This window comes from Arthrobacter sp. UYEF36 (genome assembly GCF_040547025.1).
Classification (GTDB): domain Bacteria; phylum Actinomycetota; class Actinomycetes; order Actinomycetales; family Micrococcaceae; genus Arthrobacter.
The window spans coordinates 129568-150576 of record NZ_JBEPOX010000002.1 but is presented as its reverse complement, the minus strand read 5'-3'; the positions used below and the strand labels follow the sequence as shown (position 1 = coordinate 150576).

The window sequence follows — 21009 nt, the reverse complement described above, 5'->3', positions numbered from 1 at the left end:
TCCGGGCCGCCGCCCACTGACGGCGGCGGCCCCAGACTTCAGGAGTTACACATGAACACCACCCCCACCCAGCAGCTCTCCGACGCCGGCGTCTCCATCTGGCTCGATGACCTCTCCCGCGGCCGCCTCGCCACCGGCACGCTGCGCAAGCTCATCGAAGAGAAGAACGTCGTCGGTGTCACCACGAACCCGTCGATCTTCCACGCGGCCATCACCACCGGCCACGATTACGACGACATCATCGCCGCCAAGGCCGCCTCCGGCGCCAGCGTCGAGGAGACCGTCTTCGCGATCACCACGTCCGACGTCGCCGACGCCTGCGACCTCTTCGCCCCGGTGGCCGCGGCCACCAAGGGCGTCGACGGCCGCGTCTCGATCGAGGTTGACCCGCGTCTGGCCTGGGACACCGCCGGCACGATCACCGAGGCCAAGGAACTCCAAGCCCAGGTCAACAAGGACAACGTCCTGATCAAGATCCCCGCGACCCTCGAAGGCCTCGAAGCCATCACCGCCACCCTGGCCGCCGGCATCAGCGTCAACGTCACGCTGATCTTCTCGCTGGAACGCTACCGCGCCGTCATCAACGCCTTCCAGTCCGGCCTGGAGCAGGCCAAGGACAACGGCCACGACCTCGCCAGGATCCACTCCGTGGCGTCCTTCTTCGTCTCCCGCGTCGACTCCGAAATCGACAAGCGCCTCGACGCGATCGGCACCGACGAGGCCCGCGCCCTCAAGGGCAAGGCCGGCCTGGCGAACGCCCGCCTCGCCTACCAGGTCCATGAGGAGCTCTTCTCCACCGAACGCTGGGCCGTCCTGGCCGACGCCGGAGCCCGCCCGCAGCGCCCGCTGTGGGCCTCCACCGGCGTCAAGGACCCGGCCTACCCGGACACCCTCTACGTCACCGAACTCGTCGCACCCGGCGTCGTGAACACCATGCCGGAAAAGACCCTCGACGCCACATTCGACCACGGCACGGTCACGGGCAACACGATCAGCCGCGGCTACGACGACGCCAACGCCACCCTGAACGCCCTCGACGCCCTCGGGATCTCCTACAACGAGGTCGTCGCCGTGCTCGAGTCCGAAGGCCTCGACAAGTTCGTGGCCAGCTGGAAGGAACTGCTGGCCGACGTCGAGGGCGCCCTCGCCGCTGCACGGAAGGACGCGTAGTCCCATGACCACTCTCAGCTACGACGCCACGGGCGCCGCCCGCCTGGCCCACGAACAGCACCTGCCCGCCCTGCTGGAAGACAAAGTCGCCACCCGGATCTTCGCCAAGGACCCCACCCTGTGGGGTCCCGACGCCGAGGCCGAAGCGTCCGTCCGGCTCGGCTGGGTGGAGGCGGCCACCGTCTCCCAGGCGCTGGTGGCGGACATCCTGGCCCTCCGTGACGCCCTGCGTGCCGAGGGTGTCAGCCGGATTGTCCTCTGCGGCATGGGCGGCTCCTCGCTGGCCCCCGAGGTCATCGCCGGAACCGCCGGCGTCGAGCTGACCGTGCTGGACAGCACCGATCCGGAACAGGTCGCCGCCGCACTTGCGGACCGGCTGGCCGAAACCGCGATTGTGGTGTCCTCCAAGTCCGGCTCCACCCTGGAGACGGATTCCCAGCGCCGGATCTTCGAGCACGCCTTCACCGAGGCCGGACTCGACGCGAAGAGCCGGATCATCATCGTCACCGATCCGGGCTCGCCGCTGGACAAGGCTTCCCGCGAGGCCGGCTACCGCGCCGTCTTCAACGCGGACCCCACCGTCGGCGGCCGCTTCTCGGCGCTCACCGCGTTCGGGATGGTGCCGTGCGGGCTGGCGGGCGTGGACATCCAGGCCTTCCTGGACGAGGCGGAGGAAGCCGCCGAGGTCCTCAACGAGGACGGCGAGGAGAACATCGGGCTCGCCCTCGGTGCGGCGCTGGGCGGCACCAACCCGCTGCGCGACAAAATCGTCATCGCCGAGGACGGCTCCGGGATCAAGGGCTTCGCGGACTGGGCCGAACAGCTCATCGCCGAATCCACCGGCAAGCTCGGCACCGGCGTGCTGCCGGTCGTCGCCGGGCCGTCCTCCCCGGAGGCCACCCTCGGGGCCCCCGATGTCCTGGTGGTCCGCCTCGTCGCGGCGGACGCCGACGTCGAACTCGGCGGGAATGAGGTCGCGATCGCCGGCGGCCTGCCCACCCAGATGATGACGTGGGAGTTCGCTACCGCGGTCGCCGGGCGGCTGCTCGGCATCAACCCCTATGACCAGCCGGACGTGGAGGCCGCCAAGGTCGCTGCCCGCGGGCTGCTGGACGCACAGCCGGAACCGGCGCCGGCTGCCTTCACCGACGGCGCCATCGAGGTCCGCGGCGGGGACTGGCTCGGCGCCGCAAGCACGGCCGCAGAGGCCGTCAGTGCCCTGCTCGGCGAGCTCGGCCCGGACAGCTACCTGAGCGTCCAGGCCTACTTCGACCGGCTCGCCTACGCCCCCCTCGAGGGGGTCCGGGACCAGCTGGCATCCGTCAGCGGCCGCCCCGTAACCTTCGGCTGGGGTCCGCGGTTCCTGCACTCCACCGGGCAGTTCCACAAGGGCGGACCCGCGATCGGCGTCTTCCTGCAGGTGACGGCCGCCTCCGCCACCGACCTGGCCATCCCGGACCGTCCCTTCACCTTCGGCGAGCTGATCTCCGCGCAGGCCGCCGGCGACGCGCAGGTACTGTCCGAACACGGCCGCCCGGTCCTCCGACTGCACCTCACGGACCGCGCCGCCGGCGTCCGCCAGCTGCAGGAGATTGTCTCCACGCTGGCCGGCCGGGCAGTCCCCTCCACCGAAAGCTAAGGCACCCACGCAACCATGCCAGACAAACACAATGGCGGCCGTAGTTCCGCGACGCGTTCGGGGCGGTCCGTCCGCAACCCGCTCCGGGACCCGCGGGACCGCCGCCTGAACCGTATTGCCGGACCGTCGTCGCTGGTCCTGTTCGGGGTCACGGGGGACCTCGCACGCAAGAAACTCATGCCGGCCGTCTACGACCTGGCCAACCGCGGACTGCTTCCGCCGAGCTTCGCCCTGGTGGGCTTCGCGCGGCGGAACTGGGAAAACGAGGACTTCGCCGCCGAGGTGAAGGAAGCCGTAAAGGCCTACGCCCGCACCCCGTTCGATGAAACGGTGTGGACGCAGCTCTCCGAGGGCATCCGCTTCGTGCAGGGCGAGTTCGACGACGACGATGCCTTCAAGCGGCTCAGCGAAACCATTGATGAACTCGATGAGCAGCGGGGAACGCGGGGCAACCACGCGTTCTACCTCTCCATCCCGCCGAACGCCTTCGAGCTGGTCTGCCGGCAGCTGTCCAAGCACGGCCTGGCCCAGGCTGAGGGTGACAAGTGGCGGCGCGTCGTGATCGAGAAGCCGTTCGGCCACGACCTGGAGTCGGCCCGGCAGCTCAACGACATTGTCGAGTCCGTGTTCCCGCAGGATGCGGTCTTCCGGATCGACCACTACCTGGGCAAGGAGACGGTGCAGAACATCCTGGCGCTGCGCTTCGCCAACCAGCTTTTCGAGCCGCTGTGGAACGCGAACTATGTGGACCACGTCCAGATCACCATGGCCGAGGACATCGGCACCGGTGGCCGGGCGGGCTACTACGACGGCGTCGGCGCGGCCCGCGACGTCATCCAGAACCACCTGCTCCAGCTTCTGGCGCTGACCGCGATGGAAGAACCGATTTCCTTCAACGCCGACGACCTTCGCGCCGAGAAGGAAAAGGTCCTCGCCGCCGTGCGGCTCCCCGAGGACCTCTCCACCCACTCGGCACGCGGGCAGTTCACCGGCGGCTGGCAGGGCGGGGAAAAGGTGGTCGGTTACCTCGAGGAGGACGGCATCCCCGCCGACTCCACTACGGAGACGTTCGCCGCGATCCGGGTCGACATCAACACCCGCCGCTGGTCCGGAGTGCCGTTCTACCTGCGCGCCGGCAAGCGGCTGGGCCGCCGGGTGACCGAGATCGCCGTGGTGCTCAAGCGCGCCCCGAACCTGCTCTTCACCGACCACGGCGAGGATGACTTCGGCCAGAACGCCGTGGTGATCCGGGTCCAGCCCGACGAGGGTGCCACCATCCGCTTCGGGTCCAAGGTCCCGGGCACGCAGATGGAAGTCCGTGACGTCACCATGGACTTCGGCTACGGCCACTCCTTCACGGAGTCCAGCCCGGAGGCCTACGAACGTCTTATCCTCGATGTGCTGCTCGGCGAGCCGCCGCTGTTCCCGCGCCACGCGGAAGTCGAACTGTCCTGGAAGATCCTCGACCCGTTCGAGGACTACTGGGCGTCCCTGGACGAGCAGCCCGAGCCCTACGCCCCCGGAAGCTGGGGACCTCCCTCCGCCGACGAGCTCCTTGCCCGTGACGGACGAACCTGGAGAAGGCCATGATCGTAGATCTTCCCGACACCACCACCTCCAAGATTTCCAAGAAGATCATGGCGCTGCGCGAGCAGGGCGGCGTGATCGCCCTGGGCCGGGTGCTGACCCTCGTGATCGTCACCAAGTCCGGGCTGGAAGAGGAGGCCATCGAGGCCGCCAACGACGCCAGCCGGGAACACCCCTGCCGGATCATCGTCCTCGCCGACGCCGGCGCCAAGGCCCCGACCAGGCTTGATGCGCAGATCCGGGTGGGCGGCGACGCCGGAGCCTCCGAGGTCATCCTGCTCCGCGGCTACGGCGAGCTCGCGGAGGAAAGCGAATCCCTCGTCGCGGCCCTGCTGCTGCCCGATGCGCCGATCGTGGCCTGGTGGCCGCACGGCGCGCCGAAGAACGCCTGCGAGACTTCCATCGGCCGGATCGCGCACCGCCGGATCACGGACTCGGCCAACGAGAACGATCCGCAGCGCGCCCTGGAGAACATCCGCCGCACCTACAAGGCCGGCGACACGGATTTGGCCTGGACGCGACTGACCAACTGGCGGATCCAGCTCGCCGCGGTCCTGGACCAGGTGGACGGCTCCCCGGTGACGGCGGTCGCCGTCGAAGGCGCTTCCGACTCCCCCAGCACGATCCTGCTGGCTGCCTGGCTCACGCTGGCCCTGGACGCGCCGGTCACGATCGTCGCGGACCCCGCCGGGACGGGGATCCGGCGTGTGCGGCTCACCCGTACCGCAGGCGACGTGCAGCTGTTCCGGCCGGGCCTCACCGTAGCGGAACTGAGCCAGCCCGGGCAGCCGGTGCAGCGCATCTCGCTGCCGCGCCGCAGCCTCAAGGACTGCCTGGCCGAGGAACTGCGCCGCCTCGATCCGGACGAAGTGTTCGGCGAAGTGATTACTATTGGACTGCCACGTACCAATCTAAGGAGTGTCCGTCCCAGTGAGCGCTGACCCCAGAGTAAGCATCCATCCCGACTCGTCCGTCCTGATGGCAGCCATCGCGGCCCGCCTGATCACCAAGCTGGTGGACATCCAGGACAAACACGGCGAGGCGACGGTGGTACTTACCGGCGGGTCGATGGGCATCGGTTCGCTCAAGGCCGTAGCCGAGTCGCCGGCGTCTCCCGCCGTCGACTGGTCCAAGGTCAATTTCTGGTGGGGCGATGAGCGCTTCGTAGCAGCCGACGATCCCGAACGGAACGCCGTGCAGGCCCACGAAGCGCTGCTCTCACGCATCGATGCGGATCCGGCGCGGATCCACGTGCCCGCCTCCACCGGCGACTTCGACACACCCGAGGAGGCGGCCGCGGACTACGCCCGCCGGCTCAGCGAGGCGGCAGCGGCCGAACACGCCGCGGACATGTCCGATGACCGGCCCGAGCACCCGTCAGCGCTCCCCCGGTTCGACATCGTCCTCCTCGGGGTGGGGCCGGACGCGCACGTCGCGTCGCTGTTCCCGGAGCAGGCGGGCATCCGGGAGAAGGAACTTACCGTAGTGGGGGTCCGCAACTCCCCCAAGCCGCCGCCGCTGCGGGTTTCCCTAACGCTGCCCGCCGTTAACACGGCATCGGAAATCTGGATGGTCGTCGCTGGCGAGGACAAGGCCGGGGCCGTGGGGCTGGCCCTGGCTGGCGCTAACCCTGTTCAGGTGCCGGCGGCCGGCCCGCGCGGCCGGAGCGAGACCCTCTGGCTCATCGACGAAAACGCGGCTGCCCGGGTTCCGCAACAACTGGTCCGTAAGGGCTAGACCGGCAGGGCTGCTCCGGGGCGCTATCCCGCTGCGCTACCCCTCCGGGAGGGCCCGGCTGGCGCGCAGTCTCTCAAGCGCTCCGGCCAGCACGTCCTCGGCGTCCTGGCTGGAGCGCCGCTCTTTAACGTATTCCAGGTGGCTCTTGAAGCCTTCCACCGGAACTTCCTCGAGCGCAAACTGCGCCTCATCCCGGGTGGCTGTTCCGCCGCAGCGGCGGCAGTCCCAGACGCCGGGGATCTGCTCCTCGGGCAGCTGGGCGAAAACCAGCGGACTCTCGTGCCCTTTGGCGCACCGGTAGGTGACGCGGATGCGGGGTGTCCGGGCGGCGGCGCCGTCGAGCGGTTCGTGGCGGGGCGAGGCCCCTTCGGTGGCTCCTACGCGGATACCCCGGAATCCGGAGGCGGAATGCAGCATCGGGAACTCCTGGCTACTTGGGGACGGAAAGCGCGTGCAGTCAGCCAAAGTGTAGTTCGGAGTTCCCGATGCCGGGAGGGCCACAAGGACCCCTTATGAAGTTTTTAGGAAAGTACTTAGGAGTCGCCGCCGCTGAACCGCATGATCAGGCCGAGGCCGATGATCACGAGGCCCCACGTGACTCCGAGGATGACCGTGAAGCGGTTCAGGTTCCGCTCTGCCACTCCGGAGGAGCTGAGGCCGGAGCTCATGCCGCCGCCGAACATGTCGGACAGACCGCCACCACGACCCTTGTGGAGCAGGATGAGCAAGGTCAGCAGGAGGCTGGTGATACCCAGGAGGACCTGCAGAATGACATGAAGAACGTCCACGACGGCCTTTCAGAAGATTTGGATTGCGGGGGCCACGACTGTGTCCGGACTAATCCGTCAGCAGGTGACTCTCGAACCTGACAATATTAGCAAACTCGGCGGCGTCCAGGCTGGCACCACCAACCAGCAATCCGTCCACGTCGCGTTCCTTCAGGATCGAGGCGGCGTTGTTGGCCTTGACCGAGCCGCCGTAGAGGAGCCTGGTCTTGGCGGCGACGTCTGCACCGAAGAGGGTGGCGAGCTCGGCGCGGAGGGCGGCGCACATTTCCTGTGCGTCCTCCGGCCCGGCAACTTCACCGGTGCCGATGGCCCAGACCGGCTCGTAGGCGACGACGAGTTCGGCAGCCTGCTCGGGGGTGAGGCCCTCGACGCCGGTGCGGAGCTGCGCGAGCGTATGGTCGACGTGTGTTCCCGCCTGCCGGATTTCCAGGCCTTCACCGACGCAGAGCACCGGGGTGATGCCGTGCCGGAAGGCTGCCTTGGTTTTGGCGTTCAGCACCTCGTCGGACTCGTGGTGGATGGTCCGGCGTTCGCTGTGGCCGACGAGGACGTAGCCGCAGCCGAGCTTGGCGAGGAACTGCCCCGAGATGTCGCCGGTGTAGGCGCCGGAGTCGAACGGGGAGAGATCCTGGCCGCCGTAGACGATCTTGAGCTCGTCGCCCTGGACCAGGGTCTGGACGCCGCGGAGATCGGTGAACGGCGGGAAGACGGAGACCTCCACCCGGCTGTAGTCGTGCTTGGCGTCGGACAGGGTCCACGCCAGCTTCTGCAGGAGGGTGATGCCCTGGACGTGGTCCATGTTCATCTTCCAGTTGCCCGCGATGAAGGGTGTGCGGTCGAAGGTGCCGTTGGTTGAAGTAGTCACGTGGTCTCCCAAAAGTTCGTAGCAGTGGAACAGCCGGCAGGGCGCCCGTCGTGGGATGGGCGCCCTGCCGGCTGGAGGGTCTAGCGGTCCAGGACGCTCAGGCCGGGGAGTTCCTTGCCTTCAAGGTACTCGAGGCTGGCGCCGCCGCCGGTGGAGATGTGCCCGAACTGGTCATCCGCGAATCCGAGGGTCCGGACCGCGGCGGCGGAATCGCCGCCTCCGACCACGGTGAATGCCTCGGTCTCGGTCAGCGCCTGGGCGATGGCCCGGGTTCCCGCGGCGAAGGCCGCGAACTCGAACACGCCCATGGGGCCGTTCCAGAACACCGTCCTGGCGCCCTTGATCCGTTCGGCGAAGGCCGCCGCTGATTCCGGTCCGATGTCCAGGCCGATGCCCTGGGCGCCGAAGCTGCTGCCTTCAATCGCCTCGGCCCGCACCGTCTCGTGCTCGGCGTCGGCGGCGAACTTGCTGGCCACCACGACGTCGGTGGGAACCACGAACTCGGTGCCGGCGTCCGCGGCGCGCTTGAGGTATTCCTGAACGACGGGGATCTGGTCCTCTTCCAGCAGGCTGCCGGCCACCTTGTGGCCCGCGGCCGCGAGGAAGGTGAACAGCATGCCGCCGCCGACCATGATGGTGTCAGCCTTGCCGATGAGGTTCTCGATCACGGCGAGCTTGTCCGAGACCTTGGAACCGCCCAGCACAACGACGTAGGGGCGCTGCGTGTCGGTGGTGAGCTTGCGCAGCACCTCGACCTCGGTGCGGACCAGGTCGCCCTGGTAGGACGGCAGGCGGGTGGCGACGTCGTACACGCTGGCATGCTTGCGGTGCACGGCACCAAAGGCATCGTCCACGAACGCGCCGTTGGAACCGGTGAGGGACACCAGCTCGTCCGCGAAGGCGCCGCGCTCGGCGTCGTCCTTCGACGTCTCGCGGGCGTCGAAGCGCACATTCTCGAGGATGAGGGCTTCACCGTCCTGCAGCGCCGCGGCGGCCGCCTTGGCGGAGTCCCCGACGGTGTCGTCCGCCAGGGAGACGGTGAAGGTGGCAAGCTCGGCGAGCCGCGCCGCGGCGGGCTTGAGCGAGTACTTGTCCTCGGGCGCGCCCTTGGGGCGGCCAAGGTGTGCTGTGACCAGCACGCGGGCACCGGCGTCCGTGAGCTTCGCCAGCACTGGCAGGGAGGCCTTGATGCGGCCGTCGTCAGTCACTGTAGAGCCGTCGAGCGGCACGTTCAGGTCACTTCTGACCAGAACGTACCGCCCGCGGACACCATCAGCGATCAGTTCGTTGAGGGTGTGGAATGTCATGAGTCTTACCCTAGCCCAGCTTGGCTGCGACGAGCTCCGTGAGGTCCACGAGGCGGTTGGAGTAGCCCCATTCGTTGTCATACCAGGAAACAACCTTGACCTGGTTGCCGATCACCTTGGTGAGGCCGGAGTCGAAGATGGAGGACGCCGGGTCGCCGACGATGTCCGAGGAGACGATCGGTTCGTCGGTGTAGGTCAGCAGGCCCTTGAGCTCGGGCGTCTCGGAGGCGGCCTTCAGGGCCGCGTTGACTTCCTCGACGGTGGTTTCGCGCGAGACGACGACGGTCAGGTCTGTGGCGGAGCCGGTGGGAACCGGAACGCGGATGGCGTAGCCGTCAAGCTTGCCCTTGAGTTCCGGCAGGACCAGGCCGATTGCCTTGGCCGCACCCGTGGAGGTGGGGACCATGTTGATGGCGGCGGCGCGGGCGCGGCGGAGGTCCTTGTGCGGGCCGTCCTGCAGGTTCTGGTCGGCGGTGTAGGCATGGATGGTGGTCATCAGGCCGCGCTCGATGCCGAAGGCGTCGTTGACGACCTTGGCCAGCGGGCCGAGGCAGTTGGTGGTGCAGGAGGCGTTGGAGATGATGTGGTGCGCGGCGGGGTCGTAGAGCCCGTCGTTGACGCCCATCACGATCGTGATGTCCTCGTCCGATGCGGGGGCGGAGATCAGCACCTTCTTGGCGCCGGCATCGATGTGCTTCTGCGCGTCGGCGGCCTTGGTGAAGAAACCGGTGGATTCGATCACGATGTCCACGCCGAGCTCGCCCCAGGGCAGCTTGGCCGGATCGCGTTCCGCGAGAACCTTGACGGTCTTGCCGTCGACGACGATGTTGCCGTCCTTGACCTCGATCGTCTCCTGCAGGCGCCCGCCCACGGAGTCGTACTTGAAGAGGTGGGCCAGTGCTTCCGGGCTGGTGAGGTCGTTCACTGCCACGATCTCGAGGTCTGCCCCCTGGGCAAGTGCGGCGCGGAAGTAGTTGCGGCCAATACGGCCGAAGCCGTTAATACCAATACGGGTGGTCACGTTTTCAGTCTCCTTGGTGCTCCTGCGAGCACGACTAGTTGAGAAGGCGCTCAAGCCAACTAACAGATCCCGCACGCCATTGGGCAGAGATGATTAACAGATCGGAGGGCGACCAGCCACATTGCTGAAGGCTAACCGCCTTCCGTGACCTATCTTACGTTTAACTTGGCCTGCCCCCGCAAGTGCGGGGGCAGACCGTCCACGATTTGAGCCGGACGGCACGAATTGTGAACTTTGTTACAGGCGCGTGAACTTACATCACGCAACGACGGCCACGGCCGTGTTAGAGCGTGATGAGGCCGGTGGCGTTCTTGCGGGCGGCGTCGAAGCGCTTGGCGACGTCGGCCCAGTTCACGATGTTCCAGAACGCCTTGACGTAATCGGCCTTGACGTTGACGTAGTCCAGGTAGAAGGCGTGCTCCCACATGTCCAGCATCAGCAGCGGGGTGGTGCCGAGCGCGACGTTGCCCTGCTGATCGTAAAGCTGCTCGATGACGAGGTTGCCGCCGATGGGCTCGTAGGCCAGGAAGCCCCAGCCGGATCCCTGCAGTCCCAGCGCCGCAGCGCTGAACTGGGCGCGGAACGCGTCGAAGGAGCCGAACGCGTCGTCGATGGCCGCTGCCAGCTCACCTTCGGGCTTGTCGCCGCCGTCCGGGGAGAGGTTGTTCCAGAACACCGAGTGGTTGATGTGCCCGCCGGTGTGGAACGCGAGGTCCTTGGAGAGGCGGTTGATGTTGGCGAAGTCGCCCTTGTCGCGTGCCTCGGCCAGCTGGGCGAGGGCGTTGTTGGCGCCGGCCACGTACGCGGCGTGGTGCTTGCTGTGGTGCAGCTCCATGATCCGCGCGGAAATGTGGGGCTCCAGCGCTGCGTAATCGTAGCTGAGTTCGGGCAGTACGTACTCGGTCACAAAATCCTCCAATGTCGTGGACTGGTTGTCCGTTGGGTAACTCTCGGATTGTGCATCCGGGTGGTGTGGCACCCGGAAGTCTCTGGATCGGAATCCAGTGGGCATAGCCTCCGGTCCCCCTGAGGTATTCCCGCCGGCCCGATCCGATTCTGCAGTTGTTTCTTCGAGGAGGCTACTCGTCCAGCATTTCCGGTGTCACATTGGCTTCCGTGCCGGGGATGCCGAGGTCCTGGGCGCGTTTGTCCGCCATGGCCAGCAGCCGGCGGATCCGCCCGGCGATGGCGTCCTTCGTCATGACAGGGTCCGCGAGGCGGCCGAGTTCGTCAAGACTCGCTTGTTTGTGGGCCACACGGAGTTCACCGGCGTACTTCAGGTGGTCCGGGACGTCGTCGCCGAGGATCTCCAGGGCACGGTCCACGCGGGCGCCGGCAGCGACGGCGGCCTGCGCCGAACGCCGCAGGTTGGCGTCGTCGAAGTTGGCGAGCCGGTTGGCGGTGGCCCGGACCTCTTTGCGCATCCGCCGTTCCTCCCACACCATCAGCGCATCGTGGGCGCCCATCCGGGTCAGCAACGCGGCGATCGTGTCGCCGTCGCGGATCACCACGCGGTCCACTCCCCTGACCTCGCGGGCCTTGGCCTGGATGCCGAGCCGGCGCGCCGCGCCGACGAGGGCCAGGGCCGACTCGGGGCCGGGGCAGGTGACCTCCATGGCGGAAGACCGGCCGGGTTCGGTGAGGGAACCGTGGGCCAGGAACGCGCCGCGCCAGACAGCCTCGGCGTCGGCGGCGGAGCCGTTCACCACCACCGAGGGCAGGCCGCGGACCGGGCGGCCGCGGGCGTCCAGCAGACCGGTCTGGCGGGCGAGGGCCTCGCCGTCGCGCACCACCCGGACGACATAGCGGCTGCCGCGGCGCAGTCCGCCGCCGGACACGACGATGATTTCGCTCTGGTGCCCGTAAACCTCGGCGATGGCGGCGCGCAGCCGCCGCGCGGTCGAGGCGAGGTCGACTTCGGCCTCGATCACGATCCGGCCGGAGATGATGTGGAGCCCGCCGGCGAAGCGAAGCATGGCGGACACTTCAGCCTTGCGGACCGAGGACTTCTTGATGTCCAGCCGGGAAAGTTCTTCCTTGACTGATGCTGTCAGTGCCATGGCACCTTTCCTACCTGTTCCCGAAAATGTCGTGGTACGCCGTTGCCAGACGCAGCGGGTCGTGGATCGGCCGGCGGCTCGACGCACCCACTTTACCCAACACCACCTCGGCGCCGAGCATCCCGGCCGCCTGTTCGAAGTCGGCGCGGTCCGTCACGGAGGCCGGATCGGCCAGGACAACGTCGATCGTGAAGTCAGGGGCATACTCCCGGAGCACCCGCAAATGGTCGGCCGCGGACATGCCAAGGGTTTCCCTGGTGTCCGTGGCGAGATTCATGGTGAGGCAGCGGCGGGCGGCCGTATTGCAGAGCGCCTCGCGCATTTCCGGCAGCAGCAGGTGCGGCAGCACGGAGGTGTACCAGGAACCGGGGCCGAGGATGACCCAGTCGGCCAGTTCGATCGCGGTGAGCGCCTCGATGCAGGCGGGGGCATTCTCGGGCAGCAGCCGGACGCGTTCCAGCGAGCCCGCGACGGCGCACTTCGCCTGTCCGGTCAGGGTCTGCACCGCTTGGCTGCCGTCCGGGGCGGTGACCCGGACCTGGCCCTCGATGGTGAGCGGGACGCTGGACATCGGCAGGACCTCCCCGCGGGCGCCCAGCAGCGCACCGGCCCATTTGAGGCCCGCCACGGTGTCGCCCAGGAGCTCCCAGAGGGTCACGATCAGCAGGTTGCCCATGGCGTGTTCGTCGAGGGAACCGCCGCGGCCCTTGCCGGGCGCGAAGCGGTGCTGCATGACATCCCGCCAGGTGCGGCCCCAGTCGGTGTCGTCACAGAGCGCGGACAGCGCCATCCGGAGGTCTCCCGGCGGCAGGACGCCGTATTCTTCGCGCAGCCGCCCCGAGGATCCGCCGTCGTCAGCGACGGTGACGACGGCGGTCAGCTCGGACGTGAGCAGCCGCAGCGCGGACAGTGAGGCGGCGAGGCCGTGGCCGCCGCCGAGCGCCACCACGGAAGGGCCTTTGTCCTGCTGGCTGGCGAAGGCGGCGCTGGCCGGCGGGACGAGCGGCAGAGGCCCGGTGAGCAGCGCCATTACTCGCGGCCCAGGTCCCGGTGGGTGGTGGTCACGGTGACGCGCGGGTACTGCGCGAGCCGGCGGGACAGTTCGACGGCGACGGCCACGGAGCGGTGTTTGCCGCCGGTGCAGCCGACGGCGATGGTGGCATAGTGCTTGTTCTCCCGACGGTAGCCGTCGAGGACCGGTTCGAGGGCCAGCACATAGCGTTCCACGAAGTTGCTGACGCCCTGCGCCGCGAGCACGTAGTCGCTGACGTCCTGGTCCAGCCCGGTGTGCGGGCGGAGCGCCGGCACCCAGTGCGGGTTGGGGATGAAGCGGGCGTCGGCGACAAAGTTGGCGTCGACCGGGAGTCCGTATTTGAAGCCGAAGCTCATCACGTTGAGCCGGAGTGCGACGGGACCGGTTTCGCTGAACAGCTCGGTGATCGCGGTGGCGAGGCCGTGGACGTTCAGGGTGGAGGTGTCCAGCACGATGTCGGCGGAGGTGCGCAGTTCGTGCAGCAGTTCGCGTTCGGCGGCGATGCCGTCCAGGATTCTGCCGCCGCCCTGCAGCGGGTGGGGGCGCCGGCCCTGCTCGAAGCGGCGGACGAGGACGTCGTCGTTCGCGTCGAGGAACAGCACCCGGAAGCCGACGCCGCTGGCTTCCAGATTGCGCAGGGCGGTCCGGATGTCCGCGAACAGTTCCTTGCTGCGGACGTCCATCACGACCGCGAGCTTGGATATGGAACCCGGCGCGTGGGACACGATTTCCGCGAGGGTGCCGAGCATCTGCGGGGGAAGGTTTTCCACGACGTACCAGCCGTGGTCCTCCAGCGCGTCCGATGCAGTGCTCCGGCCGGCTCCCGACATGCCCGTCACAACGAGCAGTTCGGCCTCGACGGGTTTGACCGGCGTCATGCCGTCCGGCTCCGTCCCGGGTCCTGCCGTCGACTCTGCCATCAGTGAAGCCCCGTTCTGCTGTGCTGTTGTTCTCGATCTGTGACGGGTGTGGCCCGCGGTGCAATGATGTGCTGGAATTGCCGCGCGCCGTTCCCACGTCCTTACCCTAGCTAAGTTTGCCGGGGCTAGCTAAGTCTCCAGGATTTCGCCGGTGGTCATGTTGATGGCGGGGACCGTCGCGGAGTCGCCGTCGTCGTCGGTGAAGTGCCTGACGATCGCCGCAGCCAGGGACGGGCCGATCCCCTTGGCGCCGGTCAGTTCCTCGACGCTGGCCGTCCTGATGCTCTTGACCGAGCCGAACTGGGCGAGCAGGGCCTTGCGTTTGGATTCGCCGAGGCCGGGCACGCCGTCGAGCGCGGAGACGGTCATCGCCTTGCCGCGCTTCTGCCGGTGGAAGGAGATCGCGAAGCGGTGGGCCTCGTCGCGGACGCGTTGCAGCAGGTACAGCCCGGCCGAGGCCCGCGGCAGGATCACCGGGAAGTCGCTGTCCGGCAGCCAGACTTCCTCGAGCCGTTTGGCGAGCCCGACGACGTAGACGTCGTCGATGCCCAGTTCGGCCAGGGCGCGGGCGGCGGCGTTGACCTGCGGCTTGCCGCCATCGACCACCACGAGGTTGGGCGGGTAGGCGAACCTGGTCCGCGGCGCGGGGGTCGTGGTGTCGGCGACGGCTACGGCGACCGCGGAAGACCCCGCGACGGCGGCGTCGGCCGCGGCGTTGAGCATGGCCTGATGGCCCGGCTGCCGGGCGGCATCGGCCTGGGCCGTCTTCTCCTGCAGATAGTTCCGGAACCGGCGGGTCAGCACGTCATGCATGGCCGCGGTGTCGTCCGCTGCGGCGGCGCCGGCGACGGAGAACTTCCGGTACTCGGACTTCTTGGGCAGCCCGTCCTCGACCACCACCATGGAACCGACCACGTTGGTGCCCTGGACGTGCGAGATATCGAAGCATTCGATCCGCATCAGCGCGGCCGGCAGCTCGAGGGCCTCCTGCAGTTCCTGCAGCGCCTGGGACCGCAGGGTCAGGTCCCCGGCGCGCCGTGATTTGTGGAGCTTCAGGGCGTGCTCGGCGTTTTCCCGGACGGTGGACAGCAGGGCGGCCTTGTCGCCGCGCTGCGGCACGCGGACATCGACCCTCGCCCCGCGCAGCCCGCTGAGCCACTGCGCCAGCTCCGCGGCGTTGCTGGGCTCTGCCGGGACGAGCACCTCGCGGGGCAGCCTGCCCTGGAGGCCTGCTTCCTCGCCATAGACCTGCTGGAGCAGATGCTCGACGAGGTCCGGGGTGGTGGAGTCCTCGACCTTTTCGACGACCCAGCCGCGCTGGCCGCGGATCCGGCCGCCGCGGACATGGAAGACCTGCACGGCGGCTTCGAGTTCGTCCTCGTGCAGGGCGAAGACGTCGGCGTCCGTGCCCTCGGCGAGGACGACGGCGTTGCGTTCGAAAACCTTCTTGAGCGCGACGATGTCGTCACGGATCCGCGCCGCCCGCTCGTAGTCAAGTTCCGCCACGGCGGCGGCCATGTCCTTTTCCAGCCGCGTGACGAACGGCTTGGCCTCGCCGCCCATAAAGGTGCAGAAGTCCTCGGCCAGGGCGCGGTGCTCCTCGGCGGAGACACGGCCGACGCAGGGTGCCGCGCACTTGTCGATGTAGCCGAGCAGGCAGGGCCTGCCGCTGGCCTCGGCGCGTTTCAGGACTCCCGAGCTGCAGCTGCGGACCGGGAAAACGCGCAGCAGGGTGTCCATGGTGTCGCGGATGGCACCGGCGGTGTAGGGGCCGAAGTAACGGGTGCCCTTTCGCCGTTCGCCGCGCAGGACCTGGACCCGGGGGTACTTCTCCCCCATCGAGACGGCCAGGTACGGGTAGCTTTTGTCGTCCCGGAACATCACGTTGAACCGGGGTTTGAACTCCTTGATCCAGGTGTACTCGAGCTGCAGCGATTCGAGCTCGCTGCCGACGACGGTCCATTCGACGCTGCTGGCCGCATGGACCATCGCATAAGTTTTGGGGAGCAGCCCGGCCGGGTTGGCGAAGTAGGAGTTCAGCCGCGAACGGAGGTTCTTGGCCTTGCCGACATAGATGACCCGGCCGTGCGGGTCGCGGAAGCGGTACACGCCCGGATTGGTCGGAATCTCACCCGTCTGGGGTCGGTAACTCGCTGGATCTGCCACAGTCCAAGTCTACTGAGCCTGCGGCCGTGTCCTTGACGGTCTGGCCCCGGCAGCAGTCCCTATCCTCAGGCCGCGCTGGTCAGACCGGACTAATCACCACTAGTCAACGGATTTGCTCTGGTTGTAGCTCGTGGAACGTTCCTGGCCGCTGAGTTCCGCGATCGCGTCCATAATACGGTCGGTGGCCTGGCGGCGGGCGGGCAGGGAGTGGTCCGGCCCGGTCTTGTCGAAGTACAGCGGTTGGCCGACTTTCATGGTGAAGTGCTGTGGCTTGACCGATTTGCTGTCCGCCGGCTGGAGGTGCTCGGTGCCGATCAGCCCGACCGGGATCACCGGGGCGCCCGTCGTCAGGGCAAGCCAGCCGACGCCGGTACGGCCGCGGTAGAGGATGCCGTCCCGGGAGCGGGTCCCCTCCGGGTAGATGCCGACGCCCTTGCCGGAGTCAAGGATCTCCAGCAGGGTTTTCAGCGCCTGGACGCTGGCGGCCTGTTCGCCGCGTTCCACCGGGATGGACCCGACAGCCTCGAAGAAGGACTTCATCACCTTGCCCTTGACCCCGCCGGTGGTGAAATATTCCGCTTTGGCGAAAAAGGCCACGGGGCGGGGCATCAGCGCCTGGACGATCACACTGTCCAGGAAGGACAGGTGGTTGGGAGCCACGATGAACGGGCCCTCCTTGGGCACGTTTTCCAGTCCGATGACCGTGGGCCGGCACGTCGAGGTCACCAGACCCCGCGTGGTCCAGCGGATTGCATCAAACATTGCCATCGGTGGGCACCTCGTTTACGGCTTCGGTCAACAGGAAAGGGGTCGCTGGGTTCGGGTGTTCGGCGTTGGCCCCTCCCGGATCCCGCCGGGCAATGGTCTCGTGAAGGGCGGCGCTGCTGTGCACAATCTCCACCGCGCCGGCCGCGTCCAGTTCACCGTCCGGAGCGAAGCCCCAGCCTACGCCGATGCAGTCGATTCCGTTGGCAGCCGCACCGGCGACGTCCTGCGCACGGTCCCCCACCATCACAGCGTCCGGGGTGTCCAGGCCGTAGTGTCCGGAGAGGTCCGCCAGCGCCGCGGCCACGATCGCGGCTTTCCCGGACGGCACACCGGCGGCAGCCCCTTCGTCGGCGGCCGAGCCGCGGATGGTGTGGAACAGCGCGGCGATGCCGTGGTGCTCCAGGACTATCCGGGCGATGCCTTCGGGTTTCTGGGTGGCGACGGCGATGGGCCGGCCGGCCTCGGCGAAGGATTCCAGCAGTGCCCGGATTCCCGGGTAGAGCACGCTTTGGCCGATGCCGGTGGCGAGGTAGTGCGCGCGGTAGATGCGGATGGCGTCGTCGAGCCGTTCGGCGGGGACACCGGCAATGTCCGTGAGGGAATGGCTGAGCTTTGGGCCGATCATGGCATCCAGCACGGCTTTGTCGGGAACGCCAAGCCCAAGCTGAGTGAGGGCCGCTGCGATTCCGTCCGATATCCCACCGGCCGGATCGACAAGAGTGCCGTCCAGGTCGAAGATCACGGGCACTGTTGTTTGCGTCACCGGCCTAGTTTCTCACGAGAGGCACGGATGCCCGAAACTCGCATGCCCCGACGGGAATGTATCTGTGCCGACGGCGCCGGCACCTCCGCGGTAACTCCCGCGTAGGTACCGGCGTCGTGCCTCAGGCCAGGATGTCGGCGAGGAACGCCGCCGTGTGGCTTTCCGTGGACTTGGCCACCTGTTCCGGGGTACCGGAGGCGACAATGCGGCCGCCGCCGGAGCCGCCGTCCGGGCCCAGGTCCACGATCCAGTCCGCGCTCTTGATGACATTAAGATTGTGCTCGATCGTGATGACCGTGTTGCCCTTTTCCACGAGGCCCTGGAGGACCAGGAGGAGCTTCCGGATGTCCTCGAAGTGCAGGCCCGTGGTGGGCTCGTCAAGTACGTAGATGCTGCGCCCGTTGGAGCGCTTCTGCAGCTCCGCGGCGAGCTTGACGCGCTGAGCCTCGCCGCCGGAGAGCGTGGTGGCGGGCTGTCCCAGCCGGACGTAGCCGAGTCCGACGTCAACGAGCGTCCTGAGGTGCCGGGCGATCGGCGAGAAGGCAGCGAAGAACTCGGCGCCTTCCTCGATCGGCATGTTCAGCACATCGGCGATCGTTTTGCCCTTGTAATGGACCTCCAGGGTTTCGCGGTTGTACCGGGCGCCGTGGCACACCTCGCAGGGCACGTAGACGTCCGGCAGGAAGTTCATTTCGATCTTCAGTGTGCCGTCGCCGGAGCAGGCCTCGCAGCGGCCGCCCTTGACGTTGAAGGAGAACCGGCCCGGCAGGTAGCCGCGGACCTTGGCCTCCGTGGTGTCAGCAAAAAGCTTGCGGATGTTGTCAAAGACGCCCGTGTAGGTCGCCGGGTTGGACCGCGGGGTGCGGCCGATCGGGCTCTGGTCGACGTGGACCACCTTGTCGAGGTGCTCGAGGCCCTGGATGGACTTGTGCCGCCCCGCCACCTGCTTGGCGCCGTTGAGCTTGTTGGCCAGGACCTTGTAGAGGATCTCGTTGACCAGGGTGGACTTGCCGGAGCCGCTGACGCCGGTCACCGCCGTGAACAGGCCCAGCGGGAACGTGGCATCGACGTTCAGGAGGTTGTTCTCCTTGGCGCCGACGACCTTGAGTTCGCGCTTCTTGTCGTACTTGCGGCGCTTCTTGGGGATCTCAATCTGTTTCCGGCCGGAGAGGTAGTCGCCGGTGAGCGATTCGGTGTTCTCGAGCAGTTCCTTGTAGGAACCGGAGTGCACCACCATGCCGCCGTGCTCGCCGGCGCCCGGTCCGATGTCCACCACCCAGTCGGCTTCCTGGATGGTGTCCTCGTCGTGCTCCACCACGATCAGCGTGTTTCCGAGGTCCCGCAGCCGGGTGAGGGTCTCGATCAGGCGGCGGTTGTCCCGCTGGTGCAGGCCGATGGACGGCTCGTCCAGGACGTAGAGCACACCCACGAGGCCGGAGCCGATCTGGGTGGCCAGCCGGATGCGCTGGGCCTCGCCGCCGGACAGTGTGCCGGAGGGGCGTTCCAGGTTCAGGTACTCCAGGCCGACGTCGAGCAGGAAGGTCAGGCGGGCCTGGATCTCCTTCAGGACCTGGTGGGCGATCTGGGCCTCGCGGCCGGTGAGGACGAGGTTGTCCAGGAAGTCGGCGCAATCGCGCATCGGCAGGGCGGCGACCTCGGCAATGGACTTGCCGTTGATCAGCACCGAGAGCGACGCCGGGTTCAGGCGTGCGCCGTTGCAGGCCGGGCACGGGATCTGCCGCATGTACTCCTCGTAGCGGTCCCGGGCCGAGTCCGAGTCCGTTTCAAGGTGTTTGCGGTGCACGTACTGGATGACGCCCTCGAAGCCGGTGCTGTATTTGCGTTCCCGGCCGAAGCGGTTGCGGTACTGCACCACGACCTTGTGGTCCTTGCCGTGCAACACGGTCTGGCGGCTGTCCTTGGAGAGCTTGTCCCACGGGGTGGTCATCGAGAAGCCGAGTTCCTTGGCGAGTCCGCCGAGCAGGCGGTTCCAGTACTCGGTCGTTGCGGTGCCCAGGGACCACGGCGCGATGGCCCCCTCGGAGAGGGACAGCTCCCCGTTCGGAATGATGAGTTCCTCATCGACTTCCAGCTTCGTGCCGATGCCGCTGCAGGCCGAGCACGCGCCGAACGGGTTGTTGAAGGAGAAGGAACGGGGTTCGATCTCGTCAATCGCGAGGGGGTGTTCGTTGGGGCAGGCGAGGTGCTCGGAGAACGCCCTGATCCGGTCCGGGTCCTCAGCCTCGAGGTCGACGAATTCGGCGAGGATCCTCCCCTCGGCCAGGCCGAGGGAGGTTTCCACCGAGTCGGTGAGGCGCTGGCTGATGCCTTCCTTGACCACAAGGCGGTCCACGACCACTTCGATGGTGTGCTTGAACTGCTTGCCCAGCTTGGGGGGATCGCTCAGCTGGATCAGCTTGTCGTCGACCCGCGCCCGCGAGTAGCCCTTGGCGGTGAGTTCCTTGAACAGTTCGACGAATTCGCCCTTGCGCCCGCGGACCACCGGGGCCAGGACCTGGAAGCGGGTGCCCTCCGGCAGTTCCAGCAGCTGGTCGACGATCTGCTGCGGGGTCTGCTTCGCGACAGGCTCCCCGCAGACGGGGCAGTGCGGACGGCCGACACGGGCCCACAGCAGACGCATGTAGTCGTAGATCTCGGTGATGGTGCCGACGGTGGAGCGGGGGTTCTTGCTGGTGGACTTCTGGTCGATGGACACCGCGGGCGAGAGGCCCTCGATGAAGTCGACGTCGGGCTTGTCCACCTGGCCCAGGAACTGCCGGGCGTAGGCGGAGAGCGACTCGACGTACCGGCGCTGGCCCTCGGCGAAGATCGTGTCGAAGGCCAGGGACGACTTGCCCGAGCCGGAGAGCCCGGTGAAGACGATCATGGAGTCGCGGGGCAGGTCCAGGTCCACGTTGCGCAGGTTGTGTTCGCGCGCCCCCTTGACGATGAGCCGGGACATGTCCGGGCGTTTCACCGGGGGGCGGGATTCCTCCGCGCGGCCCGGCTTCACCGGACTCATCGGAACGGAGCCCATCGGAACTGGGTTCTCCTGAACTGCGGAGGGTGGGGAATCAACGGCTGGATCTTCAGCTACGGCTTTAGGCACGCTACCAATGCTAATCGAAAACTTCTTCGAATTTCTATTCAGGGCCGTGCCGCCAGCCGGGAAACGCCGCCCGATG

The 21009-nt window shown here is 67.6% G+C and carries 18 protein-coding genes; 5 read left to right on the top strand and 13 right to left on the bottom strand.

Going from position 1 to position 21009, the window contains the following annotated elements; genetic code table 11:
• Positions 1 to 51: 51 nt before the first annotated feature.
• From tal to pgl, 5 genes are read left to right on the top strand one after another with little or no spacing between them, the layout of a single operon-like run.
• A complete protein-coding gene (gene tal / locus ABIB29_RS04730) occupies positions 52 to 1170 on the top strand; it encodes a transaldolase (RefSeq protein WP_354170538.1) in 1119 nt (372 codons plus the stop codon).
• Positions 1171 to 1174: 4 nt separating this feature from the next.
• Positions 1175 to 2809 carry a glucose-6-phosphate isomerase gene (locus ABIB29_RS04725; RefSeq protein WP_354170536.1) on the top strand — a complete coding sequence of 545 codons (1635 nt, stop codon included), beginning with the start codon at positions 1175 to 1177 and terminating at the stop codon, positions 2807 to 2809.
• A gap of 15 nt (positions 2810 to 2824) precedes the next feature.
• On the top strand, positions 2825 to 4399 hold the full coding sequence (gene zwf, locus ABIB29_RS04720) for a glucose-6-phosphate dehydrogenase (RefSeq protein ID WP_354170534.1): 1575 nt from the start codon (positions 2825 to 2827) through the stop codon (positions 4397 to 4399).
• Positions 4396 to 5337, top strand: a complete 942-nt coding sequence (locus tag ABIB29_RS04715) for a glucose-6-phosphate dehydrogenase assembly protein OpcA (RefSeq protein WP_354170532.1) — start codon at positions 4396 to 4398, stop codon at positions 5335 to 5337. The genes zwf and ABIB29_RS04715 overlap by 4 nt, the downstream gene beginning before the upstream one ends.
• On the top strand, positions 5327 to 6133 hold the full coding sequence (pgl, locus tag ABIB29_RS04710; RefSeq protein ID WP_354170530.1) for a 6-phosphogluconolactonase: 807 nt from the start codon (positions 5327 to 5329) through the stop codon (positions 6131 to 6133). Before ABIB29_RS04715 ends, pgl begins: the two co-directional genes overlap by 11 nt.
• 36 nt (positions 6134 to 6169) lie before the next feature.
• Here pgl and ABIB29_RS04705 read toward each other — a convergent pair whose 3' ends face one another.
• The 13 genes from ABIB29_RS04705 to uvrA form a co-directional block, all read right to left on the bottom strand.
• Complete coding sequence (locus ABIB29_RS04705) at positions 6170 to 6550, bottom strand: RNA polymerase-binding protein RbpA (RefSeq protein WP_354170528.1); 381 nt, start codon at positions 6548 to 6550, stop codon at positions 6170 to 6172.
• A gap of 116 nt (positions 6551 to 6666) precedes the next feature.
• A complete protein-coding gene (gene secG, locus ABIB29_RS04700) occupies positions 6667 to 6921 on the bottom strand; it encodes a preprotein translocase subunit SecG (protein ID WP_354170526.1) in 255 nt (84 codons plus the stop codon).
• Positions 6922 to 6970: 49 nt separating this feature from the next.
• Positions 6971 to 7786 carry a triose-phosphate isomerase gene (tpiA, locus tag ABIB29_RS04695; RefSeq protein ID WP_354170524.1) on the bottom strand — a complete coding sequence of 272 codons (816 nt, stop codon included), beginning with the start codon at positions 7784 to 7786 and terminating at the stop codon, positions 6971 to 6973.
• Positions 7787 to 7866: 80 nt separating this feature from the next.
• Positions 7867 to 9093, bottom strand: coding sequence for a phosphoglycerate kinase (locus ABIB29_RS04690; protein ID WP_354170522.1), 1227 nt, complete (start codon positions 9091 to 9093; stop codon positions 7867 to 7869).
• 10 nt (positions 9094 to 9103) lie between these two features.
• Positions 9104 to 10114 carry a type I glyceraldehyde-3-phosphate dehydrogenase gene (gene gap, locus ABIB29_RS04685; RefSeq protein WP_354170520.1) on the bottom strand — a complete coding sequence of 337 codons (1011 nt, stop codon included), beginning with the start codon at positions 10112 to 10114 and terminating at the stop codon, positions 9104 to 9106.
• Between the two features lie 283 nt (positions 10115 to 10397).
• Positions 10398 to 11021, bottom strand: a complete 624-nt coding sequence (locus ABIB29_RS04680) for a superoxide dismutase (protein WP_282379198.1) — start codon at positions 11019 to 11021, stop codon at positions 10398 to 10400.
• A gap of 172 nt (positions 11022 to 11193) precedes the next feature.
• Complete coding sequence (whiA, locus tag ABIB29_RS04675; RefSeq protein ID WP_066438143.1) at positions 11194 to 12174, bottom strand: DNA-binding protein WhiA; 981 nt, start codon at positions 12172 to 12174, stop codon at positions 11194 to 11196.
• A gap of 10 nt (positions 12175 to 12184) precedes the next feature.
• Positions 12185 to 13204, bottom strand: a complete 1020-nt coding sequence (locus tag ABIB29_RS04670; protein ID WP_354170517.1) for a gluconeogenesis factor YvcK family protein — start codon at positions 13202 to 13204, stop codon at positions 12185 to 12187.
• Entirely contained in the window at positions 13204 to 14127 is a 924-nt protein-coding gene (gene rapZ / locus ABIB29_RS04665) for an RNase adapter RapZ (RefSeq protein ID WP_354170516.1), read from the bottom strand. Before rapZ ends, ABIB29_RS04670 begins: the two co-directional genes overlap by 1 nt.
• A 129-nt stretch (positions 14128 to 14256) precedes the next feature.
• The gene (gene uvrC, locus ABIB29_RS04660; RefSeq protein ID WP_354170514.1) at positions 14257 to 16293 is read right to left on the bottom strand and encodes an excinuclease ABC subunit UvrC; all 2037 of its coding nucleotides are present in this window, start codon (positions 16291 to 16293) and stop codon (positions 14257 to 14259) included.
• 99 nt (positions 16294 to 16392) lie between these two features.
• Positions 16393 to 17061 carry a lysophospholipid acyltransferase family protein gene (locus ABIB29_RS04655; RefSeq protein WP_354170512.1) on the bottom strand — a complete coding sequence of 223 codons (669 nt, stop codon included), beginning with the start codon at positions 17059 to 17061 and terminating at the stop codon, positions 16393 to 16395.
• Positions 17048 to 17824 carry an HAD hydrolase-like protein gene (locus tag ABIB29_RS04650; protein ID WP_354170511.1) on the bottom strand — a complete coding sequence of 259 codons (777 nt, stop codon included), beginning with the start codon at positions 17822 to 17824 and terminating at the stop codon, positions 17048 to 17050. The genes ABIB29_RS04655 and ABIB29_RS04650 overlap by 14 nt, the downstream gene beginning before the upstream one ends.
• A gap of 121 nt (positions 17825 to 17945) precedes the next feature.
• Complete coding sequence (gene uvrA / locus ABIB29_RS04645) at positions 17946 to 20933, bottom strand: excinuclease ABC subunit UvrA (RefSeq protein WP_502915549.1); 2988 nt, start codon at positions 20931 to 20933, stop codon at positions 17946 to 17948.
• Between the last annotated feature and the right edge of the window lie 76 nt (positions 20934 to 21009).